Origin of the sequence: Polynucleobacter sp. MWH-Aus1W21 (genome assembly GCF_018687275.1) — a bacterium.
Classification (GTDB): domain Bacteria; phylum Pseudomonadota; class Gammaproteobacteria; order Burkholderiales; family Burkholderiaceae; genus Polynucleobacter.
Map to the genome: position 1 here is coordinate 800,742 of NZ_CP061287.1, position 26,216 is coordinate 826,957.

General features: G+C 45.8%; 32 protein-coding genes. 28 read left to right on the top strand and 4 right to left on the bottom strand.

From position 1 onward, the window contains the following. Positions 1-3 precede the first annotated feature (3 nt). Genes truA through ICW03_RS04200 form a run of 12 tightly spaced genes read left to right on the top strand, consistent with a single transcriptional unit; the run spans position 4 to position 11,442 of the window. Positions 4-867 carry a tRNA pseudouridine(38-40) synthase TruA gene (truA, locus tag ICW03_RS04145; protein WP_215349341.1) on the top strand — a complete coding sequence of 288 codons (864 nt, stop codon included), beginning with the start codon at positions 4-6 and terminating at the stop codon, positions 865-867. A gap of 26 nt (positions 868-893) precedes the next feature. Further along, positions 894-1,571: a phosphoribosylanthranilate isomerase gene (locus tag ICW03_RS04150; RefSeq protein ID WP_215349344.1), complete on the top strand. Its 678-nt coding sequence runs from the start codon at positions 894-896 to the stop codon at positions 1,569-1,571. A 30-nt stretch (positions 1,572-1,601) separates the two neighbouring features. Next, a complete protein-coding gene (gene trpB, locus ICW03_RS04155) occupies positions 1,602-2,795 on the top strand; it encodes a tryptophan synthase subunit beta (protein ID WP_068321388.1) in 1,194 nt (397 codons plus the stop codon). A 34-nt stretch (positions 2,796-2,829) separates the two neighbouring features. Next, the gene (gene trpA / locus ICW03_RS04160) at positions 2,830-3,627 is read left to right on the top strand and encodes a tryptophan synthase subunit alpha (protein WP_215349347.1); all 798 of its coding nucleotides are present in this window, start codon (positions 2,830-2,832) and stop codon (positions 3,625-3,627) included. 6 nt (positions 3,628-3,633) lie between these two features. Beyond that, positions 3,634-4,521 (top strand): acetyl-CoA carboxylase, carboxyltransferase subunit beta, encoded by an 888-nt coding sequence (accD, locus tag ICW03_RS04165; RefSeq protein ID WP_068321394.1) that lies wholly within the window; start codon positions 3,634-3,636, stop codon positions 4,519-4,521. Positions 4,522-4,525: 4 nt separating this feature from the next. After that, positions 4,526-5,851: a bifunctional tetrahydrofolate synthase/dihydrofolate synthase gene (folC, locus tag ICW03_RS04170; RefSeq protein WP_215349350.1), complete on the top strand. Its 1,326-nt coding sequence runs from the start codon at positions 4,526-4,528 to the stop codon at positions 5,849-5,851. Positions 5,852-5,854: 3 nt separating this feature from the next. Continuing rightward, on the top strand, positions 5,855-6,682 hold the full coding sequence (locus ICW03_RS04175) for an SPOR domain-containing protein (protein ID WP_215349353.1): 828 nt from the start codon (positions 5,855-5,857) through the stop codon (positions 6,680-6,682). Continuing rightward, complete coding sequence (locus tag ICW03_RS04180) at positions 6,682-7,248, top strand: CvpA family protein (protein WP_215349356.1); 567 nt, start codon at positions 6,682-6,684, stop codon at positions 7,246-7,248. The genes ICW03_RS04175 and ICW03_RS04180 overlap by 1 nt, the downstream gene beginning before the upstream one ends. A gap of 4 nt (positions 7,249-7,252) precedes the next feature. Next, complete coding sequence (purF, locus tag ICW03_RS04185) at positions 7,253-8,791, top strand: amidophosphoribosyltransferase (protein WP_215349359.1); 1,539 nt, start codon at positions 7,253-7,255, stop codon at positions 8,789-8,791. A gap of 60 nt (positions 8,792-8,851) precedes the next feature. Beyond that, the gene (locus ICW03_RS04190; protein WP_215349362.1) at positions 8,852-10,060 is read left to right on the top strand and encodes an O-succinylhomoserine sulfhydrylase; all 1,209 of its coding nucleotides are present in this window, start codon (positions 8,852-8,854) and stop codon (positions 10,058-10,060) included. 22 nt (positions 10,061-10,082) lie between these two features. Beyond that, positions 10,083-10,700, top strand: coding sequence for a bifunctional 2-polyprenyl-6-hydroxyphenol methylase/3-demethylubiquinol 3-O-methyltransferase UbiG (locus ICW03_RS04195; RefSeq protein WP_215349365.1), 618 nt, complete (start codon positions 10,083-10,085; stop codon positions 10,698-10,700). A 25-nt stretch (positions 10,701-10,725) separates the two neighbouring features. Next, positions 10,726-11,442 carry a Crp/Fnr family transcriptional regulator gene (locus ICW03_RS04200; protein ID WP_215349368.1) on the top strand — a complete coding sequence of 239 codons (717 nt, stop codon included), beginning with the start codon at positions 10,726-10,728 and terminating at the stop codon, positions 11,440-11,442. 70 nt (positions 11,443-11,512) lie between these two features. Here ICW03_RS04200 and ICW03_RS04205 read toward each other — a convergent pair whose 3' ends face one another. Further along, complete coding sequence (locus ICW03_RS04205; protein WP_215349370.1) at positions 11,513-11,821, bottom strand: high-potential iron-sulfur protein; 309 nt, start codon at positions 11,819-11,821, stop codon at positions 11,513-11,515. A gap of 191 nt (positions 11,822-12,012) precedes the next feature. Between ICW03_RS04205 and ICW03_RS04210 the strand changes: the two genes are divergently transcribed. The 8 genes from ICW03_RS04210 (at position 12,013) to ICW03_RS04245 (ending at position 16,320) form a co-directional block, all read left to right on the top strand. Then, entirely contained in the window at positions 12,013-12,597 is a 585-nt protein-coding gene (locus ICW03_RS04210; RefSeq protein WP_215349373.1) for a rhodanese-like domain-containing protein, read from the top strand. A gap of 185 nt (positions 12,598-12,782) precedes the next feature. Further along, entirely contained in the window at positions 12,783-13,310 is a 528-nt protein-coding gene (locus ICW03_RS04215; protein WP_215349375.1) for a YeeE/YedE thiosulfate transporter family protein, read from the top strand. A gap of 1 nt (position 13,311) precedes the next feature. Beyond that, a complete protein-coding gene (locus tag ICW03_RS04220) occupies positions 13,312-13,878 on the top strand; it encodes a YeeE/YedE thiosulfate transporter family protein (RefSeq protein ID WP_215349378.1) in 567 nt (188 codons plus the stop codon). A gap of 18 nt (positions 13,879-13,896) precedes the next feature. Next, positions 13,897-14,130 (top strand): hypothetical protein, encoded by a 234-nt coding sequence (locus ICW03_RS04225; protein ID WP_215321932.1) that lies wholly within the window; start codon positions 13,897-13,899, stop codon positions 14,128-14,130. Between the two features lie 10 nt (positions 14,131-14,140). After that, positions 14,141-14,767 carry a hypothetical protein gene (locus ICW03_RS04230; protein ID WP_215349380.1) on the top strand — a complete coding sequence of 209 codons (627 nt, stop codon included), beginning with the start codon at positions 14,141-14,143 and terminating at the stop codon, positions 14,765-14,767. 10 nt (positions 14,768-14,777) lie between these two features. Further along, the gene (locus ICW03_RS04235; protein ID WP_215349383.1) at positions 14,778-15,755 is read left to right on the top strand and encodes a sulfurtransferase; all 978 of its coding nucleotides are present in this window, start codon (positions 14,778-14,780) and stop codon (positions 15,753-15,755) included. 11 nt (positions 15,756-15,766) lie between these two features. Beyond that, positions 15,767-16,084, top strand: a complete 318-nt coding sequence (locus ICW03_RS04240; protein WP_215349386.1) for a metalloregulator ArsR/SmtB family transcription factor — start codon at positions 15,767-15,769, stop codon at positions 16,082-16,084. 17 nt (positions 16,085-16,101) lie between these two features. Then, positions 16,102-16,320: a DUF2892 domain-containing protein gene (locus ICW03_RS04245; protein ID WP_215349389.1), complete on the top strand. Its 219-nt coding sequence runs from the start codon at positions 16,102-16,104 to the stop codon at positions 16,318-16,320. Between the two features lie 55 nt (positions 16,321-16,375). On the opposite strand, the gene ICW03_RS04250 is transcribed toward ICW03_RS04245, so the two are convergent. Genes ICW03_RS04250 through modB form a run of 3 tightly spaced genes read right to left on the bottom strand, consistent with a single transcriptional unit; the run spans position 16,376 to position 19,053 of the window. After that, positions 16,376-17,275 (bottom strand): prenyltransferase, encoded by a 900-nt coding sequence (locus ICW03_RS04250; RefSeq protein ID WP_215349391.1) that lies wholly within the window; start codon positions 17,273-17,275, stop codon positions 16,376-16,378. A 21-nt stretch (positions 17,276-17,296) separates the two neighbouring features. After that, entirely contained in the window at positions 17,297-18,406 is a 1,110-nt protein-coding gene (locus ICW03_RS04255; RefSeq protein WP_215349394.1) for an ABC transporter ATP-binding protein, read from the bottom strand. After that, positions 18,406-19,053 carry a molybdate ABC transporter permease subunit gene (gene modB / locus ICW03_RS04260; RefSeq protein WP_371819911.1) on the bottom strand — a complete coding sequence of 216 codons (648 nt, stop codon included), beginning with the start codon at positions 19,051-19,053 and terminating at the stop codon, positions 18,406-18,408. Before modB ends, ICW03_RS04255 begins: the two co-directional genes overlap by 1 nt. A gap of 113 nt (positions 19,054-19,166) precedes the next feature. On the opposite strand from modB, the gene ICW03_RS04265 reads away from it, so the two are divergent. The 8 genes from ICW03_RS04265 (at position 19,167) to soxB (ending at position 26,212) form a co-directional block, all read left to right on the top strand. Continuing rightward, positions 19,167-19,502 carry a metalloregulator ArsR/SmtB family transcription factor gene (locus tag ICW03_RS04265; protein WP_215349400.1) on the top strand — a complete coding sequence of 112 codons (336 nt, stop codon included), beginning with the start codon at positions 19,167-19,169 and terminating at the stop codon, positions 19,500-19,502. Between the two features lie 48 nt (positions 19,503-19,550). Then, complete coding sequence (soxC, locus tag ICW03_RS04270; RefSeq protein ID WP_215349403.1) at positions 19,551-20,951, top strand: sulfite dehydrogenase; 1,401 nt, start codon at positions 19,551-19,553, stop codon at positions 20,949-20,951. Next, positions 20,935-22,023 (top strand): c-type cytochrome, encoded by a 1,089-nt coding sequence (locus ICW03_RS04275; protein ID WP_215349405.1) that lies wholly within the window; start codon positions 20,935-20,937, stop codon positions 22,021-22,023. The genes soxC and ICW03_RS04275 overlap by 17 nt, the downstream gene beginning before the upstream one ends. A gap of 67 nt (positions 22,024-22,090) precedes the next feature. Further along, positions 22,091-22,543 carry a thiosulfate oxidation carrier protein SoxY gene (gene soxY, locus ICW03_RS04280; protein ID WP_215349408.1) on the top strand — a complete coding sequence of 151 codons (453 nt, stop codon included), beginning with the start codon at positions 22,091-22,093 and terminating at the stop codon, positions 22,541-22,543. A 54-nt stretch (positions 22,544-22,597) separates the two neighbouring features. Beyond that, positions 22,598-22,906, top strand: a complete 309-nt coding sequence (soxZ, locus tag ICW03_RS04285) for a thiosulfate oxidation carrier complex protein SoxZ (RefSeq protein WP_068321433.1) — start codon at positions 22,598-22,600, stop codon at positions 22,904-22,906. Positions 22,907-22,958: 52 nt separating this feature from the next. After that, positions 22,959-23,774: a sulfur oxidation c-type cytochrome SoxA gene (gene soxA / locus ICW03_RS04290; RefSeq protein WP_068321437.1), complete on the top strand. Its 816-nt coding sequence runs from the start codon at positions 22,959-22,961 to the stop codon at positions 23,772-23,774. Between the two features lie 19 nt (positions 23,775-23,793). Then, a complete protein-coding gene (soxX, locus tag ICW03_RS04295; RefSeq protein ID WP_215349411.1) occupies positions 23,794-24,432 on the top strand; it encodes a sulfur oxidation c-type cytochrome SoxX in 639 nt (212 codons plus the stop codon). 49 nt (positions 24,433-24,481) lie between these two features. Beyond that, the gene (gene soxB / locus ICW03_RS04300; protein ID WP_215349414.1) at positions 24,482-26,212 is read left to right on the top strand and encodes a thiosulfohydrolase SoxB; all 1,731 of its coding nucleotides are present in this window, start codon (positions 24,482-24,484) and stop codon (positions 26,210-26,212) included. Positions 26,213-26,216 lie beyond the last annotated feature (4 nt).

Here is a 26,216-nt window from a genome sequence, read left to right on the forward strand (position 1 = left end):
ACTATGCGTATAGCCCTTGGCCTTCAGTACGACGGCAGCCCTTATTCTGGCTGGCAAACTCAGGTCAATCACAATACGGTACAAGACGAATTAGAAAAAGCCATTCGTGCCTTTGTTGGCGAGCAAGCCTGCGCAACTCAACCCATACAAACGATCACCGCAGGCAGAACTGATACCGGAGTCCATGCCTTAGGGCAGGTTGTGCATTTTGATGTCAATGTCGAGCGTGAAGACTTTTCGTGGGTGAGGGGGGTGAATTCATTTCTGCCGCCATCGATTGTGGTGAATTGGGCAAAGCCAGTTAGCAATGAATTTAGTGCTCGCTTCTCTGCTTATGAGCGTGAATATATTTACGCATTGCAGGCTGGGCCATGTCGCTCGCCGATGTCGCATTCTCGTGCTGGTTATTTGATGCTGCCTCCAAATCAATGGCTTGATGTTGAGGCAATTAAAAAATCTGCCGAGTGCTTAATTGGTGAACACGACTTTAGTTCCTTCCGTTCATCCGAATGCCAGAGCAAGACGCCGATTAAAACGCTTTATTCCGTTGAGATTATTTCCGATCAACCGTGGGTATATTTTCGTATTCGGGGGAATGCCTTTTTGCATCATATGATCCGCAATGTTGTCGGTTGTCTTTTGCAAATTGGTCAGGGCAGACAAAAGCCGGATTGGATGGCTGAAGTCTTAGCTGCCAAAAATAGGCAAGCCGCCGCTCCTACTTTTATGGCGGATGGCTTGTATTTAGCCAAAATTACCTACCCGGAAGAATTTGCCATCCCACGGCCTTGGTTAGAAAACTCTTGGCTACCAGCTCAGGTCATCGAGAAGCAAGTTAAAGATCAAAATAAAGAGCAAAAGAAATAATAGGCCCTAGGCCTTATCATTCATTTATGGGCTTACTGACATATTCTCCGGGCCGTACTAGGGTCAAAATCTGCGGTTTAAAGACTGCTGCTGATATCGATTCCGCAGTTTCTGCAGGGGTAGATGCAGTTGGCTTCGTCTTCTACCCACCAAGTGTGCGCGCTGTAAGTCCTAATATCGCTGCCCAGCTCATTTCTAGACTCCCAGCAGGGGTAGATGCCGTTGGACTCGTTGTAAACGCTACAGATGAGCAATTTGCCGCAATTCGGGCTGCTGCTTCGATTACCTTATGGCAGTTTCATGGGGATGAGACCCCAGAACGCTGTGCTCAGCTTGCTGCAGGCGAGCCTTGGATGAAGGCTGCCCGTGTGGGAGTTGGCTTCGCTTTTGACGATTTTTCCCTACAATATGGGGATGCAAATGCTTTTCTGCTAGATGCCCTCGTTGAGGGATATGGTGGCGGAGGCGTTCCTTTTGATTGGCAAGGAATTCCACAGACATGGGTAAGCGAAAACGCGCCTCGGGTCGTTTTGAGTGGTGGATTGAACGCGCACAACGTGGGCGAGGCGATTGCACGTCTGCATCCTTGCGCAGTTGACGTCAGCAGTGGCGTAGAAAGCAGCAGGGGTGTCAAAGATCCTGCGCTCATGGCTCAATTTATCCAAGCAGTGCGCGCAGCAGATGCCAAAACATCATCCCAATAATTTGCTGTAACCAAATCAAAAGAGGTAGTTATGTACGATAAGCCAGATGCACGAGGACACTTTGGTCCCTATGGTGGCGTATTTGTTTCTGAGACATTGATGTATGCATTGGATGAGCTGAAAGAAGCCTATGCAAAATATCAACACGATCCTGAATTCATTGAAGAGTTTCATTACGAACTCAAGCACTTTGTAGGCAGACCATCTCCGGTCTATCACGCTAAGCGTTGGAGCGAAATGCTCGGTGGGGCGCAGATCTATCTTAAGCGCGAAGATCTAAATCACACAGGTGCCCACAAGATTAATAACGTGATTGGTCAGGCTATGTTGGCTAAGCGCATGGGTAAACCTCGCATCATTGCTGAGACTGGGGCGGGGCAGCATGGCGTTGCTACAGCCACCATCTGTGCACGTTTTGGCTTGGACTGCACGGTATATCAAGGTTCTGTTGACGTAGCACGTCAAGCGCAGAATGTATTCCGTATGAAGTTGTTAGGCGCCAAAGTCGTTCCAGTGGAGTCAGGCACCAAGACTTTGAAAGACGCGCTCAATGAAGCGATGCGCGATTGGGTTACAAACGTTGACAATACTTTCTACATTATTGGCACTGTTGCAGGACCGCATCCTTATCCAATGATGGTGAGAGATTTTCAAAGCGTGATTGGTGAAGAGTGCAAAGTGCAAATGCCAGAGATGACTGGGCGCCAACCTGACTTCGTTCTTGCTTGCGTAGGCGGCGGTTCAAATGCGATGGGCATTTTCTACCCGTACATTGATTACCCAGAGGTAAAACTTGTTGGTGTTGAGGCAGCTGGTCATGGTTTAGGCAGTGGTCTACATTCTGCAGCTTTGTGCGTAGGTAAGCCTGGTGTATTGCATGGCAACCGCACTTACTTATTACAAGATGAGAATGGTCAGATCTCTGAAACCCATTCCGTTTCTGCTGGTATGGACTACCCAGGAGTAGGTCCTGAACACGCTTGGTTAAAAGATTCTGGCCGTGCAGACTATGTAGCAATTACAGACGAAGAAGCATTGCAAGCATTCCATGACTGTTGCCGTATTGAGGGTATTATTCCTGCGCTTGAGTCTTCTCACGCTATTGCCTATGCCTGCAAGCTGGCTAAGACATTGCCAAAAGACAAAACGATCTTGGTGAACCTTTCTGGTCGTGGTGATAAAGATATGCATACCGTTGCTCAAGCAACGGGGTCTGAAGGCTAAAAAGAAAAAACAAAAATAGAAAAATAAAATAGCTATGTCAAAAATTACTGCGCTCTTTAAGGAGCTAAAGGCAACAGGTAAAAAAGGATTAATTCCTTTCATTACTGCTGGCGATCCAGATCCAAAACAAACTGTTGAACTCATGCATGCATTAGTTCGTGGTGGTTCAAGCGTGATTGAATTAGGTGTACCGTTTTCAGATCCAATGGCAGATGGTCCAGTGATTCAAAGATCATCAGAGCGCGCGTTAACGCATGGCGTTACTTTGCACAGTTGCTTAGAAATGGTGAAAGAGTTTCGTAAGAAGGATTCCAATACACCAGTGGTATTGATGGGTTACGCAAATCCTGTGGAACAAATGGGAGCAGAGCGTTTTGCAACAGAAGCAAAGGCTGCCGGTGTTGATGGTGTGTTGGTAGTGGACTATCCTCCAGAAGAGTGTGTTGATTTTGCTGCTCGTATGCGCGCCGCTGGAATTGATCCAATCTTCTTGTTAGCGCCAACTTCATCACATGAACGCATTAAAGAAGCTGCCAAAATAGCTTCTGGTTATATCTACTACGTTTCGATGCGTGGCGTTACTGGAGCCTCTCATCTCAATACTCAAGATGTGGCCAGCATCATTCCTAAAATTCGCGAAGAAACCGATATCCCAATCGCTGTAGGCTTCGGAATTAGCGATGCTGCTAGCGCCAAGGCGGTATCGGCCAGTGCTGATGCTGTAGTGATTGGTAGCAGAATTATTCGTCTTTTAGAGGATGCGCCCCCTGGGCAGGCGGTACAATCACTGGAAACCTTCATTCGCGAGATTCGCGACGCATTGGATAGTTAAAAACTAATGAGCTGGATAGATAAATTACTCCCACCCCAAATTCAACATACTGATCCTGCAAATCGCAAATCAGTACCTGAAGGATTGTGGGTTAAGTGCCCTGGTTGTGAAACCGTTCTTTACAGCACTGACATCGAAGCAAATTTATCAGTTTGCCCAAAGTGCAGCCATCATATGCGTATTGGCGCACGTTTACGCTTAGATAGTCTGTTAGATGAAAAAGGTCGCTACGAAATTGGTGCAGACATTTATCCAACCGATCCACTGAAGTTCAAAGATTCCAAAAAATACCCAGATCGGATTAAAGAAGCAAATGATGCTTCTGGTGAGTCTGAGGCCCTGATTGTGATGGGCGGCAAGATTGAAACGATTCCTGTGGTTGCTGCATGTTTTGAGTTCCAATACATGGGTGGCTCGATGGGCTCTGTTGTCGGTGAGCGTTTTGCCCGCGGTGTTCAAGAAGCGATTAATAAGAAGTGTGCATTTATTTGCGTAACCGCTACTGGCGGTGCAAGGATGCAAGAGAGTTTGTTATCTCTGTTTCAGATGGCCAAGACCAACTCGATGTTGACCTTGTTAGCTAAAAAAGGATTGCCATATATCAGCGTACTTACGGATCCAACGATGGGTGGTATCTCCGCGAGCTTTGCCTTCATGGGTGACGTTGTAATGGCTGAGCCTAAAGCTTTGATTGGTTTTGCCGGTCCTCGCGTGATTGAACAAACTGTACGTGAGAAGTTGCCAGAAGGTTTCCAGCGTTCAGAATTCTTGATGCAAAAGGGCGGCATTGACATGATTGTTGATCGTCGTCAGATGCGTGGTGAAATTGCCCGTTTGCTAGCTTTGCTGCAAAAACTTCCCGAGCCTGCGATAGCGGGTAGCGCAGCCGTTTAAGCGCTTGAGCTCAGCACACCAAGCCCCCATTTTATTTTCCAGCCTAGAGGCCTGGCTTAGCCACCTCGAGACTGCTCACCCTGTTGGTATTGATATGGGGCTTGAGCGTATTAATCGTGTGAAGGCTGCATTAAATTTGCATTTTGATTGTCCGGTAATTACGGTTGCTGGCACCAATGGCAAAGGATCCACTTGCGCCTTTTTAGAAAGCATTCTCCTCGCATCCGGTTACCGCGTTGGTTGCCACACTTCACCGCACCTACTGCAATTTAATGAGCGTGCTCGTATCAATGGCGAAGATGTTAAAGACAATATCTTGCTTGAGCATTTCGCTGCTGTAGAAAATGCGCGCGTTAGTTTGGTTGACGCTCCAACTCTGACTTATTTTGAGTTCACGACTTTAGCCATCATGCATCTGTTTTCTCAATCAAATCTAGATGCTGTTGTATTAGAAGTCGGTATGGGTGGACGTTTAGATGCAGTCAATATTGTGGATGCCGATTGCGCCATCGTGACTAGTATCGATATTGATCATGCCGACTTCTTAGGTGGTACACGCGAAGCGATTGGTTTGGAGAAGGCAGGCATATTTCGTCCTGGCCATATTGCGGTTTGCGGTGACCCTGTTCCACCACAAACACTTATCGACTATGCTGAAAAGCTGGGTTGTGATCTTTGGTTGCAGGGACGTGATTACAACTTCCAGGGCGATAAACAGCAGTGGGGTTGGGCAGGGCGCAATAAACGCTTTAGTGGCCTTGGCTACCCAGCATTGCGTGGTGCCAACCAGATTCTGAATGCCTCAGCAGTGATAGCTGCCCTGATGGCTCTACACCAGCGCCTACCAGTTAGCGCCCAAGATATTCGCAATGGCTTTGCCTTGGTTGAGTTGCCGGGGCGCTTTCAGGTTCTGCCTGGGCAGCCTACGGTCGTTTTGGATGTGGCACACAACCCCCATGCCGCGGCTACTTTGGCTCAAGGCCTGGATAAGATGGGTTATCACCCCTATACCTATGCCATTTTTGGGGCAATGGCCGACAAAGATATCGAAGGCGTCATCAAACCCCTTTTGAATATCGTGGATTTCTGGTTTTGCACGGATTTGCCGACTGCTAGGGCAGCTTCAGGTCAGTTCCTAGCTCAGAAGCTTGAAAGCATGGGTGTAAAGCCTAAAAATGGGTCAGATGGTGGCATCGAAATCTTTGAAAATCCCGCTTTAGCGTATCAAAAAGCGCTATCTCAGGCTGGTGAGGGTGATAGAATTGTCATCTTCGGATCCTTCTATACCGTTGCAGGCGTAATGACTTACCGAAACAACCAGGCCCACTGATCCATGATTCGTTTACCAAGCTTTTTTAAGCGAAAAACCCAGTCAGATGACCTTGAATTTAATTCAAGGGGTGGTCGCACCGCCAAAAGAGCGGCGCCACGTAGTTTTCAGCGTGCAGCAGAAGCTGAAGAGTTGGCCCTGACAGAAGATCCTGAACAACAAAGAGCGCGTCATCGTCTGATAGGCGCAGCTGTATTGGTCTTAATTGCTGTAGTTGGACTCCCTCGCATTTTGGATAGCAAGCCCAAGTTAGCTCCAAACGATATCGCTGTAAATATCGTGACTAGCTTACCTATTCCTGGTACTGAAACCAAGCCTGAAGAAAAGCCAAAAGCAGAAGTGCCTGTTGAGAATGCTAAAGAAGTATCTAAAGTTGCTGTAGCACCTGTGCCAGCAGCGGAAGTAAAAACTGAATCCAAGGCTGAAACTAAGCAAGAGACGAAAGCTGACGCTAAGCCAGCAGCGCCTGCAGTAAATAAATCTGGCGCACTGGGCCTGGCATCCGGTGAAGAGGTGGTTGCCTCCAGCTCTACCAAAGCAGACAAACCTAAAGTGGAAGACGCAACTAAACCTGCCGCAACAAACGGTTCAGGTAAGTACGTTATTCAGATTGGTGCTTTTGCATCTGAGGCCAATGTAAAAGCCTTATCCGCAAGACTCAAAAATCAAAATATTCCTAGTTATACCTTGAGTAAGGCAGGCACTGATGGTGGCAAGATTTTCCTTGTGCGTGCAGGTCCCTTTACCGATAAAGATGTTGCAGAAGCAGCTGAAAAGAAAATTAAGGCGATGGGTCTTACACCAAGACTTGTCGATTCCGGTAAACAGTAATGGAATATTTATCCACCCTCAAGTTAACATCGGTGGATTACTTCACCCTAGTTGTGCTCCTGGTATCCGCATTAGTCGGCATTTCCCGCGGTTTGTTTAAAGAGGTTCTTGCTTTAGCATCATGGTTTGCTGCTGCTTGGGTCGCTTATCACTACAGTAATTACCTCTCAACAGAGTGGCTATCTACTTTTCATCTGGATGAGCTTCTTAGTTTAGGTGTGAGTTTTATTATTTTGTTTGTACTAACGCTCATCATTTTTGGTTTATTTGGCGGGGTAGTGCAAAAAATTATCTTGTCAGTAGGTCTTAGTTTGACTGACCGTTTCTTGGGTTTGATTTTTGGTGTGATGCGTGGCGGCTTGATTGTCGTCGTGCTTGCTACCTTGGCTGCTCTCACTCCTATTCCGCAAAGTATGGCCTGGAAGAACGCCATTACCAGACCAGCAATTGATATGGCAACCGGTTTAATTAAAGGTTGGCTTCCCGCTGACTGGGCAAAGCAATTGGGTGATGCTATGCCTAAAGTTACCCCTACCATTACTCCTAAATTAACAATAGGAATCTAGAGATATGTGCGGCGTCGTCGGAACTGTTTCCCACTCACCAGTAAATCAACTTCTCTATGATGCCTTGTTGCTTTTGCAGCATCGTGGTCAGGATGCCGCAGGTATTGCAACGATGAATGGTAATTCGTTCACGATGCATAAAGCCAACGGCTTAGTACGAGATGTTTTCAGAACACGCAATATGCGCAGCCTAGTGGGCAATGCGGGTATTGGTCAGGTGCGTTACCCAACCGCTGGCTCAGCAAGCAGCGAAGAAGAGGCGCAACCTTTTTACGTAAGCGCACCATACGGCATCATCTTGGCGCATAACGGCAATCTAACAAATGCTCCAAGTCTGCGTGTTGAGATGGCTTATCGTGATCGCCGTCACATCAATACGAGTTCTGATACTGAAGTATTGCTGAACGTATTAGCTGACGAACTACAAAAAGAAACCAATAGTGCAGCCCTCGATGAGGGCGCGATGTTTAATGCAGTTACTGGTGTAACCAGTCGCGTTAAAGGTTCATATGCAGTCGTATCTTTAATTGCTGGCTATGGTCTATTAGCCTTCCGCGATCAGTACGGTATTCGTCCTCTTTGTATCGGACGTATTGATACGCCTCAAGGCCCTGAGTGGATGATTGCATCCGAGTCTGTTGCTCTCGAAGGTTTGGGCTTCACATTTGTGCGTGACGTCAATCCAGGCGAAGCAATCTATATCGATTTAGATGGCAATTTCTATTCACGTCAGTGCGTACCTAATGCAGTGCTTACTCCTTGCATCTTTGAGTATGTTTACATGGCTCGTCCAGATTCAACCATTGATGGCGTCACTGTCTATAACGTACGTATGCGTATGGGCGATTACTTGGCCGAGAAGATTCGCAAAGAAACCAATGTTGACGAGATCGATGTGGTGATGCCAATTCCGGACTCAAGCCGTCCAGCAGCAATGCAGGTCGCAAAGAACTTGGGTGTGGATTATCGCGAAGGCTTCTTTAAGAACCGTTACATCGGTCGCACCTTCATCATGCCGGGGCAGGCTGTTCGTAAGAAGTCAGTTCGTCAAAAACTCAATGCGATGCGTATCGAGTTTAAAGATAAGACTGTCTTAATCGTGGACGACTCTATCGTGCGCGGTACTACTTCTTTCGAGATCGTACAGATGGCGCGTGAATCTGGCGCTAAGAAAGTGATCTTTGCATCTGCTGCACCACCAGTACGCTTCCCGAATGTCTATGGCATTGATATGCCTACACGTAGTGAATTGGTAGCTTATGGCCGTACCGATGAAGAAATCAACAAGATGATCGGTGCAGATCAGTTGATCTATCAGAGCGTAGAAGACATGAAGCAGGCAGTCAGAGATATCAACCCGAATATTCAGAACTTCGAAGCCTCATGCTTTGATGGTTTCTATGTCACGGGCGACATTACCGAGTCCTATTTGGATGCTTTAGAAGCAGCCAGAAATACCTCCGCCGCAAAAGCGGATCGTCAGAAGGATTCAAGCGACTTTGCCCGCTCCCAGCTCCATCTTCATTTGGCTACCGAAGACTAAAAAGCGACAGGATATTGCCTCACATGAGGCATTTCCTCAATTCGGTGTCAAAATAGCATCATGAAGAGCAAAACCACACGCAAAAAACCGGATTTTTCTAAGTTGGCCCTAGAGACTCTAGCTGTCCGCGCTGGCACACGTCGTACTGCTGAGTATCAAGAACACTCCGAGGCAATGTTCCTCACTTCAAGCTTTTGCTTTGATAGCGCTGAATTAGCAGCAGATGGTTTTGCTCACGCTGATCAAGGATTTATCTATTCCCGCTTTACCAATCCTACTGTGAGTATGTTTCAAGATCGCTTGGCCGCTCTAGAAGGTGGCGAGGCTTGTATTGCTACATCATCTGGAATGGCTGCCATCATGACAATGGCGATGGCGCACTTACAGGCGGGTGACCATGTTGTATGTTCACGCTCAGTGTTTGGTGCAACGATTCAGTTGTTCACCAATATCATGGGCCGCTTTGGCATTACAACAACCTATGTTGATTTGGCTGATACCAAGTCATGGCAAGCTGCTGTCCAACCGAATACCAAACTCTTTTATCTAGAGACGCCTTCTAATCCGCTGACTGAGATTGCTGATATCAAAGCCATTTCAAAGATTGCCAAGAAAGCAAAAGCACTATTTGCTGTAGATAACTGCTTCTGTACGCCAGCCTTGCAAAAACCATTAGCACTTGGTGCGGATGTCGTGATTCATTCGGCTACTAAGTACTTGGATGGTCAAGGTAGGGTAGTTGGTGGTGCCATCGTGGGTAGCAAAGACTTCATCATGGGAAAAGTATTTCCTTATGTGCGTACCGCAGGTCCAACACTGTCTGCATTTAATGCTTGGGTATTCCTAAAGGGCCTAGAGACTTTAGAGCTTCGTATGAAGCAACAAAGCCAGAATGCGCTCGCCTTAGCTCAATGGCTAGAGAAGCAGCCTGGTGTAGAACGTGTTTACCATCCAGGACTCAAATCTCATCCGCAGCACGCTTTGGCAAAGCGCCAGCAAAAAGAGGGAGGAGCGATTCTGTCATTCACTCTAAAGGGCGGCAAGAAGGCGGCCTTCAAGCTCATTAATCAAACTAAGCTTTGCTCGATTACTGCAAACTTGGGAGATACACGAACAACTATTACCCATCCAGCAACTACGACGCACTGCCGTGTGCCACCTGAAGCCAGAAAAGCTGCTGGCATTACAGATGGCTTGGTGCGTATTGCAGTTGGCCTAGAAAATATCAATGATTTAAAGAGTGACCTCGTTGGCGGACTCAAAAAATAACCAGGTGCATCTGGATAGACCTATGGGGTTCTCAGACGCTACACAGTTCTGGAACGAACGCTTTAATAAAGAAGAGTTCATTTTCGGTAAAGAGCCAAATGAGTACCTGGTTGAGAAAGCAAAGCAATACCTAAAGCCCAAAGACAAGGTTTTATGTATTGCTGACGGCGAAGGGCGCAATGGCGTATGGCTTGCTAAGCAAGGCATGCAAGTAGTTGGATTTGATGCATCTGATATCGCGCTAGCCAAAGCAAAGCAGTTTGCGAAAGATAATCAAGTTGAGGTCGAATACTCATTCTCGGACACTGATAGCTATGCATGGCCTGAAAATACTTATAATGCCGTGATTGGCATCTTCATACAGTTCGCTGATCCAGCTATGCGCGCCAGAATATTCCAGCAAGCGTATAAGGCGACTAAGCCGGGCGGACTCTTCATTTTGCAGGGATACACCCCAAAGCAGCTCGAATACAAAACTGGTGGTCCAAGCCTAATAGAGCATCTGTACACAGAAGAGTTGATTAGAGATTTATCTAAAGAGTTTCAGATCCTGGAACTCGTTAGCTACGAGAAAGAGCTCTCGGAGGGTCCAAGACATACTGGTATGTCGGCTATTCTAGGTTTGGTTGCGCGCAAATAAATCAATATACTGATACTCTAGTGTTGTGAAGATAATAGAAATTAAAAATGCATGGCAGGGTAATAGCGACTGCAACGCATGCTCCATTCGAAGTTCGGCGCTCTTCGCTGAATTGAATGAGGAGGATTTTTCTAAGATTCATTCGCCCATTGATGATATGAGGTTTGAGGCTAATGCCAGTCTTTATACTCAAGGCGATGAAGCGGAATATCTGTATACCCTGCGTGAAGGGTACATCAAGCTGTTACATATCAATTCTGACGGCTCAAATAGAATAGTACGCTTGGTAATGCCTGGTGATTTATTTGGTATGGAGGCTTTGCTCGGTCAGACTTACTCCCATTCAGCTGCTGCTTTATCTAATGTGCATCTCTGCCGTATTCCTAAAGCAATTATCTCCAGCTTGGGGGAAGAGTCGCCACGCTTGCATAGGCAAATCGTCAAGAAATGGGGTGAGGCTTTAGCTCAATCAGAGTCCTGGTTCTCTGAAATCAATACTGGCAGAATTGAAATTCGCTTAGCTAGATTTTTCTTACGTATAGCCAAAGTTTCTGGCGATATGGCAGTTGCACCACTCTTTAAAAGAGAGGATATGGGCTTAATGATGGACGTCAAGTTTGAAACTATCAGTAGAGCCCTTGCTTCTATGGCGGAACAGGGCTTAATTTCCAATATCGGAAAGTTAAGTATTCAAATTCCGAGTATAAAAAAGCTTGAAAGCTTTTCTCAAGCTGGCGCTTAAAAATAAAAAAGACTGCCTTGGCAGTCTTTTTTAGTTATCGAAATGATTCGACTAAAACTAAATTGCTAACTTAAGCTTTCTTGGCGTAAGCAGAGCACCAACCTTTACCTGCAACCTTCTTTGTTCCAAATAATGAACAGCCACCAGTTGCATCGCCTGCTTTGCCTTGGAACAATGCACAGTTATCGCACTCTTGGCCGGCAGCGTATTTTGCATACTTTGCTTTATCAACGGTTGTTGCGTTAGCCTTGTAACCCAATGCAGCAGCTTGTGGATCAGTTTCTGCAACCATAGCTTGAGCTTGAACTTTACCGTTCAATGCAAGGGTGCAGGCACCAGCAGCAGACAAAATCATAAATTGGCGACGACTATTTTTCATAAGAGTTCCAGTGTTTGGGTAAATAAAAAATCTAAATAACTAGCTATACGGCATATTAAAGGGGATAGCTCCACCATCAATAGGGGTTTCTCAGTATTAAGTTTAGCCAGACTTGGGCTCACACTACGCAAATATGCATAAATGCGTATAGAAGCATTTAAAACAGGTGTTTATCCAAATTAAGGGGTTTTATGAAAAAGTTTCTTTCTCTTGGCCTGATGTTGTTTTCAGGTCTCGCCGCAGCGCAAACCAGTGCGCCAGCCAATCCAGAGTTGCTACAAATTATTGATAAGTCCACCAACTTCGTGGTTAAAACAGTCAAAGGTCCAGTTGAGATCACACGCGTAATGACACCTTGTGCGAAAAATAAAGGTTGGCTACAGCCTTTAATTCCAATTAAGGGTGTTGTGCCGGTTGATGAAATTGATGTTCTTAACGCATTAAATGACAAGGATTCGCTAGTAGTTGATATGCGAGTGGTCGATGATCGCGTTAAAGGCACTATCCCAGGCTCTATCGGTATTCCTTACACTGAAGTGGCTATGCGCATGGATGAATTAGGTTGCAAAAAGCCAGCGACTGGCTCCACTAAATGGGACTGCTCTAAGGCGAAGAAGGTTTATGCCTTCTGTAACGGTCCTGTTTGCCCACAAAGCCCTATGGCGATGGCTGCTATGACGCGTGATGGTTTTCCTGCTACTAAGATTTATTACTACCGTGGCGGCATGCTTGATTGGGATGCATTGGGTCTAACCACCATTAAGGGTGAGTTTTAAACTAGGCTTTACTGATATTGATGCGAAAAGGGAGCTTAGGCTCCCTTTTTTATTTCCCTCAAGCTGAATTTCATGATGTAGATCAAATATTTCTCAGCATTTGGATTCAATATCTTGACTTTGTATTTAAATTATATAATATACAAATATATATATTATTAAATAGTTAAATGAAATGAGAAAATATGGTTAACAAGTTAGAGCAGGTTGAGCCAGCGCCGTATATGAACCCTCTGTTAGCGGGAATCCTTCTCGGAATGGTTTTGTTAGCCACTTTTGTGATTACTGGTCATGGGCTGGGAGCTACAGGCTTTACGACACGCTTAACAGCCTGGGTTGGAATGTATGTTGCACCTGTGGCAACCAATGCAAATGATTACTTGGGTGGAATGATTGATGAAGGTAAGCCACTAAACGCATGGATTACTTGGCAAGTCATTGGCGTAGCTCTTGGAGCGTTTACTTCAGCATTTTTTGCGCACAGAATTCAATTCAAGATGGATGGAGCAAAGTTTTTAGGTGGATCTAAGCGTCCTTGGACAGCTCTTTTTGGTGGTGTGCTTGCAGGTTTTGGTGCAAGGATTGCGGCTGGCTGTACTAGTGGCCTCGGTTTATCCGGTGCGGCTGTTCTGAGTTTGGCCGGTTTTACCTTCCTCGGAACATTTTTTGCCGTAGGTTTGTTGGTAAGCCGTTTCTTAAAAGAGGAGAAATAAGATGAGTGAAATTCTCTCTGGGCTTTTATTGGGTGGCGCTTTTGGCTATGTCTTGGAACGCGCCGGATTCGGTAATCCTAATAAGCTGACTGGCCAATTTCGCTTAACAGATTGGTCTGTGTTTAAGGTGATGTTCACCGCCATTGTGTTTGCTGCCGTTGGCCTCTTAGTGTTGGAGTGGGTGGGCTTTGTAGATGCTGGTAATTTATTTGTACCACCTGCATTTTTAGGCGCTGCCGCTCTTGGTGGAGCATTTGTTGGTGCAGGCTTTGCAATTGGTGGATATTGCCCTGGAACCTCAGTCGTCGGTTTGATGTCTGGACGCATTGATGCGGCCATATTTTTGCTTGGCTTGTTGTTAGGGACCGTATTGTTTGCTGGCATCTATCCAAGCATCGAGTTCTTGACGACTTTGGGTGAATATGCAAAAGCAGATTCATTGCCTGATGCTTTCCACATATCGGGTTTATCAATCGATGTTGGCTTGATTATTGCGGCCGTCGGAGTATTTATCTTGGGTTCTTGGATGGAGAAGAAGTCCAAAGGCCCGGTTAGTTCCCAAGTTTAATTATTTAAAAGGAAAGATATGTCTAAAAAATCAACAGTAGCTGCTTTGGCAATGGCTTTAGCTGGTTTGGCGGCTGCACCATTGGCACATTCAGCAGATGCCCCTGCTAATCCATCAGGCGCAGAGCAGAAGAACCCCTGCGGTCCTAAAAAAGAGTCGGCAAATCCATGCGGCCCTGCAAAGAAAAAAGCAGCTAACCCATGTGGCCCTGCAAATCCTTGCGGCCCTAAAAAGCGTAAAGCTGCAGAGTAATTAAATATATATGCTTACTCAATCTAATCTCTGGTTGGCCGCACAAGCGCTAGCAAATATTCAGATGCGTTATGCCGAAACCGGGCGCACCTTGAATGAAGCTGCTTTATGTGGCGCCAAGGATTTTATTGAGTGGCAGCACTATCCAAGTAATGATCTTGTGGATGAGCATAGTGGTTATGAGTTCTACTACCATGCGCATTCTGCAAATGAAATGCCTAATGGTGAGCATGGCCATTTTCATGTAATTAAACGTGATGCAAATATCTTCCATCATCTTATTGGCATTTCTTTAGACCAGAAGGGTTTGCCAGTTCGCTTATTTACCACTAACCAGTGGGTTACCGGCGAAGAGATGGCTAATTCGGACATTGTCATCAAACTCACTAAAGAGTTTCAAGTGACCACAAAAGGTCGTATGGCTCCAGTAAGCAATTGGATTAGCGCTTTAATTCAATTATTTGCTGCAGAGATTGAGGGTTTGCTTTTGGAGCGAGATCAAAAGATTGCTCGACTAGTGGAAGAGCAGGGCAATCGTGAGCTGGTATTGAACTCAAAAAAGCATCATGTTTTAACGGAATGCAAGATTGATTTGATGGGCCGTCTTTCAGACAATTTGTTAGTTGTAAATTCATAAGGGAGTAGAGATGAAAAAAATTCAATGGCTTTTAGCATTTGCCCTAACCGGCCTGGTGAGCCTAGTTCAGGCAATCACTTTGCCTGGTCCTGTAGTCAGTTCTGATTGGTTGTCCAATAATCTATCTGATGTGCAGGTAATTGAAGTCAGAACAGATTTGGCAAGCTACCTCAGAAACCCTGAATTTGATACCGACAAAAAGACTGGAAAGAAGTTCCTGGTAGAAGTTGGTGGCCATATTACTAACTCCACTCTCTTGGATTTTAAGAAGGTGCGTGTAGAGCGTCTGGTTGATGGAAAAAAGATTAAGTTTCTGATTCCTGAAAAAGCAGATTTTGAGAGGTTAGTTCAATCTTTAGGCATCAACTCTGATAAGCCGATTGTGCTCGTGCCTATTGGGCAGGATATGTCAGATATCGACGAGGCTTTAAGAACCTATTGGTCATTCAAGGTGTATGGCGAAGATCAAGTAGCTGTATTAGATGGTGGAATTGCTGGTTGGCTTGGTGAGGGACGTGAATACGTAACTACCAATGCTCAAAAGGCAACTGGTAATTGGTCTGCAAAAGCATATCGCAAAGAATTAATCGCCAGTTCAGATGATGTGGCTGCTGCGTCTAAAGCTGGTAAGCCGCAATTATTGGATGCGCGTCAGCCTGCCCAATACTTGGGCCTTGCAAAACGTCCGGATGTATTGACCTTCGGCCATATTGCGGGCTCAAAAGAGTTGGCGCCTGAATTGTTAGCAAAGCCAAGCAATGGCGCATTGTATTTCTGGCAGAAAAATACTTATGACGCATTAATGGCAGCCAATGGTTTAAGTGTGAAAGGGCCAACAATTGCCTATTGCAATACTGGCCACTTAGCGGCTGGTGGTTGGTTTGTTATGTCAGAGCTTGTGGGCAATAAATCTACTAAGTTATACGATGGCTCTTTGTATCTTTGGACGCTTGAGGGTCGCCCATTGGTCGGTGTTCCACTGAACTAAGAGCTCAAATCATGCCAGTTCTTAAAGCCAGTATTAATTTAAAAAAGATGCAGTCATCAGCAGACGACGCTTGTCGTTTGATGAAGGTACTCTCAAATAGAGATCGTATGCTGTTGCTATGCCAGATAAGTCAGGGGGAGATGTGTGTTGGTGAGCTCGAGGAATGTCTTGATATTCATCAGCCTACCTTATCCCAGCAACTCACCGTTCTGAGAAATGAAGAGCTGGTCGAAACTAGAAGAGATGGTAAGCAAATCTATTATTCACTTTCTAATCGGATTGCTTTGGAAGTGATGAATGTGCTTTATCAAAATTACTGCAGTAAATAACCAAAAGGGGTCTTAATATGAAATGCAATGTCGGTGGTGTTGATCGTATGTTACGTATGGTGGTTGGCTTAGTGTTAATTGGCCTAGCCGTAACCGGAACTGTTGGTGTATGGGGTTGGATTGGTGTTGTACCTCTCGCAACAGGCCTATTTAGATTTTGCCCAGCGTACCCACTCCTAGGAATCAATACTTGCGGTACTGATTCTTCATGTGGCGGCGGCGGTTGCTGTAAATAAGTTGACTATATAAAAAAGGGCAACTGAGGTTGCCCTTTTTTAAACCCAAATATAATTACCGCCACAATAGTCCTATGAGTAATAAAAGGGAATACAGATGTATCGCCACTAAATTGTTCAAAATAAGTTTCTTCATTGCATCTTTTCGAACCATTACCCCTGATATTTGATTGGCGCAAATTATAAATACAGGAAGTACAGACAAGGTAATCAACGTTTGAATTGGAATCCCATAAAAATAAATTCCAATTATTTGAAGGGTATAAGCTGCAATTGATATGCCCGTATACCAGGCACGCAATTCATGGGGGCTACTCTTTGCAGCAAGAGTTAACTTTTGCGCAAGCCGATCTGCCTCAATATCTGGGATCTGATTTATTAGTAGGATATTGGAGGCCATTAATCCATATGCGAGTCCAATCGGGATTATTTGGTATGTAATATTGGTTGTTTGCATAAAGGCGAATCCGATAACTACAAGCGACCATGCAATAGCTATAGATAACTCGCCGAGAGCCCCCCTAGACATCAGCTGCAGTGGTGGTGCGGAGTATGTCCATGCGGCGGTCACTCCAATGAACCCCAGCGGTATCAAGAGCCATGTAGTTTGCGAGCAAATATATAAGCCAATGAAGACGCTAAGTGTGATTAGCGCAAAACCAAGCTGATATATTTCGCTTGGCTTTATTAAATGGTTTTGTATAAAGCGGCTGCCGCCAGTAAACGGTGAAATTCGATTGCGATTATTTTCATCGCTACCATTGAGGTGATCAAAGTAATCATTTATTAAATTCGCTCCAGCATGTATGCAGAGGGCTAAAGTCACAGCAAGCAGGTTGATTGCCATAGACTCTTTTCTAGAGTCTGGAATCGAAAGTCCAATAAGGCAGCCTAAAAGGGTAATTGTGAGAAATGCGGGCCGAGTTGCTAGAAATAACTTGAGGACCGTACTCATGGCGATGTAGAGCTATGCAGATTAGTGACCAACAAATCGCCTAGGATCATTGATTGGTCGTAACGGCATGATGTGAATTTGATTGCCATCTAATTCAATATGCATTTGACTGCCAACTTCCATATTTAGTCTTTTCACTTCAGATGCCGATGCCACCCATTCAATTTTATGTGCGCTATTTTGAATTTGTAGTTGGATCACCGCAATTTGACCCAAGACACTAATCTCTGCGGCAATGGCAGGAGTGCTGGTCGGGGTTGGTGCGTTATGGACACTTAAACCATCTTGCGGAATCACCCAAGCCACTTGCGCATTTGGAGGAATTTTGCCTTTATCGGCCACGGCAAAGGTTTTATCGCAGCCATCCCAAGTGAGATTGCCTGCATTAAATATTCCATGAAATAAATTGCTGATGCCAACCAACTCGGCTACACGGGAGTTTCTGGGTCTTTGAAATAGCACTTGGGGTGCAGCCGTTTGCAAGCTGATGCCGTTATCAATCACGGTAATGCGGTCGGCAAGTAAGTCGGCTTCACGTAAATCATGTGTAACCAACACAATCGGAATGTTTAAATCCTTGCGTAAATCGGCAAGAGTTTTATATAGACCTTGTCGCGTTGGCGCATCGACAGCGGAAAATGGTTCGTCTAACAACAAGATCTTTGGCTGTCGTGCCAATGCGCGAGCGAGTGCTACGCGTTGCTGTTGTCCGCCTGAGAGTTGGTGTGGAAAACGATGGGCAAGTTCAGCAATCCCCATGCGACCAAGCCAGTCCTGAGCAATGGCTTTACGTTCAGCCACCTTATGCACAGAATTCTGCAAAGGGATGAGGACATTCTCAAGCGCAGATAGATGGGGGAAAAGGGCGTATTGCTGAAATAAAAATCCGCAAGAACGTTGTGCGGGAGACAGGTTTTGTATTACTCCTGCAAGTTCGTTAGCCTCAAACCAGGTTTCACCATCACATTCTATTTTTCCAGTCTTCGCTTGGCTTAGTCCGGCAATCGTTCTCAAAGTGCTGGTTTTGCCGCTACCAGATGGCCCTACAAGCGCATGTAATTGACCGGCTGCACATTCCAGTGTGATCTGCAGAGGGTTGGGGAGGGCTTGGCTTATTTTGAGTTTAAGCATCAGCCTCTCCGATGGCGCTGTTGGAAGACGCTTTTGCCAAAAACACCATATGAAAGGGCAATTGCAATCAGGGATATGCCGAGCAGCAATGAAGCCAGCGCACCAGCGCCTGAGGTATCAAAGCTTTGCACTTTGTCGTAGATCGCAATCGATACCGTTTTGGTTTCCCCGGGGATCGCACCCCCAACCATGAGAATGACCCCAAATTCACCTAGGGTGTGAGCAAAAGTTAGTACTGCGGCACTGGTAATGCCTCTCCATGCCAGTGGAAGCTCAATCAAGCGAAAAATTTGCCAATTGGATAGACCGCTTACTTGGGCAGCCTCAATAATTTCTGGGTTAATGGCTTCAAATGCACGCTGAATCGGCTGTATTGCAAAAGGCAGGTTGACTATGAGGGAGGCAATAAGGATTCCGGCAAAGGAAAACACCAGCGGAATACCTAAAAAAGTCTTGCCGCCTAAGCCAATCAAAAGGTAGTAACCCAAAACCGTAGGGGGTAAAACGAGCGGCAAGGCTAGGGCAGCTTCAACCCAGGGTTTGCTTCTATTGAGTCCTAAGAGGCTATGGGCAACCCAAACTCCAAATGGAAGGATGAGGACCAGGGTCCAAAGCGCTAGCTTAAGCGAGAGAAGGATTGCATCCATGTCCATTGTTTGATTGTATTGCTAAGCAATATAGGGTATCTCACTATACCGATTTATCTACTTAGAGGGTCAAATATATGCGTATATATGCATATATTTAAAGGCTGGTGGAATTGAAAGCTAAGGTACAAAAAGCAACAAAAAACTTATCTCCAAAACAGATGGAGAAGGTCTTTGCACATGTAGCTGCTTATTTCAATGTACTTTCTGAGCCGGCACGTTTACGCATCATGTATGCGGTCTGCAGCGGTGAAAAATCCGTCTCTGAGGTTGTAGAGATGTGTGGCTCGAGCCAGGCCAATGTTTCTAGACATTTATTGGCGCTTCATAAAGCTGGAATTTTAATGAGGCGAAAAGAGGGCGTTACGGTTTATTACTCGATTGCGGATAACGCAACCGTAGAGATGTGTCAGACAGTCTGCGCAAAGATTGCTGAAGGCATTCACTAAGAGTAGTTAATAAGTTTTGCAGTAAATCACTTTTCAAGTAGAGGTCAAATGACTAAGAAGCAAATTGAATTATGTGCCGAGGATATCTCGGCGGTAGAGAAGCCGGCCAACAGAGCTCGCTTGGTGAAAGCGCCGGAGCACTTTATCTCACAAGAGTTAATTGCTGATATCAATTCAAATGGTCTGGATGAAACGCGCCGTGGTTTCTTGCGTAAAGGTTTTTTATCAGCTATTGGTGGTGCGGCTGCTGGCTTGGCTTCTCCAATGGCTTTTGCTGCTGGAGAAGGTGATCCCGCCATTCTGGAAAAGCAAGAATGGCAAACTACTTTAGGTAAAAACGTTGCCACCATGCCATATGGTGTGCCATCAATCTATGAAGCTAATTTAATACGCCGTGAATCGCCAGGTTTAACGCGCGTTTCTGCAGCATCAGTTGCGTTTACTCCGTTGCAGGGATTGTTTGGAACCATCACTCCAAACGGTTTGCACTTTGAGCGTCATCACCAAGGTTGGTACAACCTCAACCCTGAAACTCATCGCTTAATGGTGAATGGCATGGTCAAGAATGCCCGTGTATTTACGATGAATGATTTGATGAGATTGCCCTCAGTTTCTCGCACGCACTTTATTGAGTGTGGTGCCAATACTGGATTGGAGTGGGGCAACGTTGCAGTACCAACTGTTCAATATACCCACGGCATGCTCTCTTGTTGCGAATTTACAGGCGTTCCACTCAAGGTATTGCTTGAAGAGTGCGGTGCTGATCTGAAAAAAGGCAAGTTCTTGCTTGCTGAGGGTGGCGACGGTTCTGGTATGACTCGCACCATCAATCTGGAAAGCTGTTTAGAGGACACCATAGTTGCTTGGAGTATGAATGGTGAAATGTTGCGTCCAGAAAATGGTTTCCCATTGCGCCTAGTAGTTCCAGGCGTCCAGGGTGTTAGCTGGGTGAAGTGGTTGCGCCGTCTAGAAGTTGGCGATATGCCTTGGAATGCCAAGGACGAGGCGGTTCACTACATTGAACTCATGCCAGATGGTATGCACCGCCAATACGCATCGATTCAAGAATGCAAATCGGTAATTACTACACCTTCTGGTGGGCAGCAGCTACTGGACAAAGGTTTCTACAATGTGAGCGGTATGGCTTGGTCTGGTCGCGGCAAGATTAGGCGTGTAGACGTCTCATTTGATGGCGGCAATAACTGGCGTCAAGCGCGTCTGGAGACTCCGGTGCTTACTAAGTCAATTACCCGTTTCAATATCGATTGGGTGTGGGATGGTTCGCCGGCAATACTGCAGTCAAGAGCAGTGGATGACACTGGCTATATTCAGCCATCTATTAAGGTGTTGCGTGATTTGCGCGGTAATCGTTCGATTTATCACAACAATGCAATTCAGTCCTGGAAATTGGATTCAAACGGCGAGGTGAGCAATGTACAAGTTGGATAAATTATTTGCTCGCGTAACTGTTGCAGGCTTAGCTGCCTTATCAATTCAATTTGCTTATGCACAAAATACACAAGGATCTGTAAAGTTCCCAGGCATTGGTCGTAATGCTACGCCCGCCGAAGTGATGGCTTGGGATATTGATGTGCGTCCAGACTTCAAAGGTTTGCCAAAAGGATCCGGCTCAGTAGAGCAGGGCCAAGTCATTTGGGAGGCTAAATGCGCGAGTTGTCACGGCGTATTCGGTGAATCGAATGAAATTTTTACGCCGATAGCCGGCGGAACAACGACTGATGACATTAAGACCGGAAGGGTTGCATCTCTGGCCGATCGCAAACAACCTCAGCGAACTACTTTGATGAAGGTGCCTACGGTTTCTACTTTGTGGGATTACATCTATCGCGCTATGCCTTGGAATGCGCCTAGGTCATTAACGCCGGACGATACATATGCGCTCGTTGCATTTATTTTGAGCTTAGGAGAAATTGTTCCGGATGATTTTGTCTTGAGTGATGCCAATATTGCTGATGTGCAAAAGAAGATGCCAAATCGCAACGGCATGACTCGTAATCACGGTTTCTGGAGTGTTAACGGTAAACCAGACGTTAATGGTTCCTCTTGTATGACTAATTGCGTGAAGTTTGTGCAGATTGGCTCAACCTTGCCGGACTTTGCTAGAAATGCCCATGGCAATATCGCAGAGCAAAATCGTTTGTATGGACCGTATCGTGGCTCAGATTCGACTAAGCCGCCAATTGATAAGTTACCCGGATCTAGCGGCGAGGGCTTAGCCCACGCTGCGGACACACATGCGGCAACTACGAAGGGCCCTGCGGCATTATTTAAAAATGAGAACTGCTCTGCATGTCATGCTCCTAATGCGAAGTTGGTAGGACCGTCTATTGCAGATATTGCATCTAAATATAAGGGGCAGAGTGGGGCTCAAGAAAAGCTCATGGCTAAGGTCAAAAATGGTGGCTCAGGGGTTTGGGGAGCCATTCCAATGCCGCCACAGGCGCAGTTATCCGATGAAGATAGGGCTACGCTCGTCCGCTGGGTGCTCACTGGGCAATAGGTTTACAGAAGGTTTTTTGAAATACCGCTATATTTGATACTAAGAGTAGATTAATTAAGGAGTTTTTATGAATCAGCAGCGACGCAGTTTATTGAAATATTCAGCCGTTTTTGGCTTAATGGCTTCTGCGGGTCTTATTAGCGTAGCCCAAGCTCAAGAGTGGAATAAAGCCGCTTTTGAAGGCAAGAGCCTTGATGATGTATTTAAGATCTTGGGTGCAGGCAGCCCAGATAAGTCTGGTGCAGTGACTTTGAATGCGCCTGATATTGCTGAAAATGGTGCAGTTGTGCCGGTGGGCATTACAACTTCCCTTAAAGCAGAGCAAATGGCAATCCTGGTTGAGAAAAACCCAAGCGCCTTAGCTGCTCAATTCTTCATTCCTGCCGGCACTGAGCCATTTGTTACCACACGTATCAAGATGGGCCAGACCTCCAATGTATACGCCTTGGTAAAAGCTGATGGCAAGTGGAGTATGGCTGTTAAGGAAGTGAAAGTTACTTTAGGTGGTTGCGGCGGTTAATCCCCCAATCTATCTGAATACCATTAATTAATTACTAGATTACAAGAGGAAAACATGGCTGATCCAATGCGCGTTAGAGCTGCTGAGAACGGTGGAATTGTGGATGTAAAAATTTTGATGAAACACGATATGGAATCTGGCCAGCGTAAAGACGCTTCTGGCAAGACCATTCCAGCATGGTTTATCAGCACAATTAATGTCAAAGCCAATGGCAAAGATGTATTGAATGGTCAATTTGGTCCAGCGGTTTCTAAGGATCCATTCTTGAACTTCAAATACAAGGGTGCTAAGGGCGACAAGATTGTTGTAAGCTGGGTAGATAGCAAGGGTGACAAGCGCACCGACGAAGCAACCGCTTCTTAATTGCTTGTCTCTATAGATTTTTACTATCACCTGAGTTTTGAAAGGGTTGCAAATGCAGCGTAAATTAACTTTAGGGTTAGCCTCTGGATTGTTGGCTACCTTATTAGCAGTGTCATCTTCAGTCTCTGCGCAAAAGAGTGCAACAGACGATATCGCTAAATATCGCGAGATGATCGCTGATGGCAACCCTTCAGAGCTCTATGAAGCAGCCGGTGAAGATCTATGGAAAAAACCAGCAGGTCCTAAAAACGCCACTCTTGAGAAGTGTGATTTAGGTCTGGGGGCTGGTGTTGTGAAGGGCGCAGCAGCCCAGTTACCGCGCTACTTTAAAGATACCAATAAAGTGCAAGACCTCGAGTCACGCTTAATGACTTGTATGCAAGTGCTGCAAGGTCGCGATCCACAAGAAATGATTGATGCTCCATTCCAAAAAGGTCCTAAAAAGGATATGGAGGCGATTGTTGCTTACGTAGTCACCGCATCTAAAGGTGACAAAATTAAAGTCAGCACTAATCATCCAAAAGAAAAAGAAATGTATGAGCTCGGTAAACGCGCATTCTTCTTCCAGGGTGGCCCAATGGATTTCTCATGTGCATCTTGCCATGCTGAAAACGGTAAACGTATTCGTTTGCAAGATTTGCCTAACTTAACGGAGCAAAAAGGCGCCGCTATGGGTTGGGGTTACTGGCCGGCATATCGTGTTTCTAGCGGTCAGTTCTGGACTATGCAGCAACGCCTGAACGATTGCTATCGTCAGCAGCGTTTCCCATTCCCAATTTATGGTTCAGATGTGACGATTGCTTTGTCTATGTATATGGCAAAGACCGCCAATGGCGGAACAGTTGAAACCCCTGGATTAAAGCGTTAAGAGATAAGAGATAAAGATCATGAAAAATACAAATATCAAAAAGCTCTTAACCATTGCTGGATTTATTGTTGCTTCTAGCTTGCTACAAAACGTTGCAGTGGCTCAACAAAAGAACGATCCAAAGTTTAATAAGATGATGACGGATAGCTTTAGGGCTGATGGTATCGCAGGCTTAGATCGTATTCAGCAAGACGAAACGCAAAAGTTCTGTTCCGACCCTGTATTTGCCAATAGCAAGCAGGGCGAAAAGATGCGCGACAAGATTCAGAAAATCAATATGGCTTCCATCAAGCAACCATCGGATGGCAAATATATTGGTGATTGGAAGAAGGGCGAGGCAATTGCTCAAAGTGGTCGCGGTGCAACCTGGACTGACAAGGCTGACACTGTAGTGGGCGGGGGTTGCTATAACTGTCACCAGATTGATGCTAAAGAGATCTCTTATGGAAATATCGGGCCATCATTGACTGGTTACGGAAAACTACGTGGTTATTCGCAAGAGGTTGTTACTTACACCTGGAATCGAATTAATAATTCCAAGGCGTATAACGCGTGTAGCAATATGCCACGATTTGCACACTTCAAGCTCTTAAATGAGCAGCAGATTCAGGATGTCATGGCTTTACTGCTTGATCCTGCCTCTCCAGTTAATCAATAACGAATCAAAGAACAGGCCGACAGGCCTGTTTTCTTAAGGGAATACTTATATGTCATTAAATCGTCGCGACTTTCTGCAGGCTTTGGCTATTGCATCAGCAGGCGGATTGAGTTTGCAGTCCAATTTCGTGAATGCTCAAACCACCGCACAGAAATTCTATGACTTGCCCAAATTCGGTAATGTCCACTTCCTGCATTTCACGGACTGTCATGCGCAACTATTGCCGATTTACTTCCGCGAGCCTAATGTAAACCTTGGTATTGGCGCGCAAGAGGGCAAGACTCCGCACTTAGTTGGCGAGTATTTCCTAAAGGCTAATGGTATTGCGCCAGGTACACGCGATGCCCATGCATTTACTTACTTGGACTACGTTGCTGCAGCTCAGAACTACGGCAAGATGGGTGGGTTCGCCCATATGGCTACATTGATTAAGCAAATCAAGGCAAATCGTCCTGGCTCACTCTTATTGGATGGTGGCGATACTTGGCAGGGTTCTGGTACATCCCTTTGGACCAACGGCCAGGATATGGTTGATGCCGCTCTTGCTTTAGGTGTTGATGTCATGACGCCGCATTGGGAAATGACCTTAGGCGAGAAGCGCGTCATGGAAATCGTGAATGGCGATTTCAAAGGTAAGGTTTCCTTTATTGCTCAAAACATTAAGACATCTGACTTTGGCGATATGGTGTTTAACCCATACGTCATGAAAGTGCAGAACGGTATTCAGGTTGCCATTATTGGCCAGGCTTTCCCGTACACCCCGATTGCAAATCCAAGATACTTCACCCCAGACTGGACCTTTGGTATTCAAGAAGAGAATATGCAAAAGACCATTGATGAAGTTAGATCTAAAGGGGCCAAGGTAGTAGTGCTTCTGTCGCATAACGGTATGGATGTTGACCTAAAGATGGCATCGCGCGTGCGTGGTCTAGATGCAATTCTAGGCGGTCATACTCATGATGGTGTGCCTATTCCAGTTAAGGTAAAGAATGCTGGTGGTGTAACGCTTGTTACCAATGCGGGATCTAATAGTAAGTTCCTGGGCGTTCTCGATTTTGATGTGAAGGGCGGCAAGCCAGTCGACTTTAGATATAAGTTGCTGCCAATCTTCTCTAATATGATTCCTGCTGATCCAACAATGAGCAAGTTGATCACCAAAATTAGAGCGCCATTCGAGGCTAAGCTAAATGAAAAATTAGCCACTACTGAAGGCCTCTTGTATCGTCGTGGCAACTTCAATGGTAGCTTTGATCAGCTTATCTTAGATGGCCTGATGGCGCAGAAGAATGCGGAGATTGCTTTCTCACCAGGCTTCCGCTGGGGAACTAGCCTGTTGCCAGGTCAAGCAATCACTCGCGAGAACCTGATGGATCAAACGGCGATTACTTATCCGTACACCACGGTTACTAATATGAGTGGTGAAACCATCAAGACCATTCTTGAGGACGTGGCAGATAATTTGTTTAATCCAGATCCGTATTATCAGCAGGGTGGTGACATGGTTCGCGTTGGCGGCATGCAATACACCATTGATCCTGCGCTAACAGCCGGTAAGCGTATTACGGATATGCGTTTAAACGGTAAGCCAATTGAGGCTGGTAAGACTTATAAAGTGGCAGGCTGGGCACCGGTTAGCGAAGAGGCAAAGAACGCGGGCGGCGAGGCAATCTGGGACGTGATGGAACGTCACTTGCGCGATGTAAAGGTGGTTAAAGCAGTTAAGCTCAATGAGCCAATTATTAAGGGTGTTTCAAATAACCCTGGCATGGCCCCAATCTAATTTA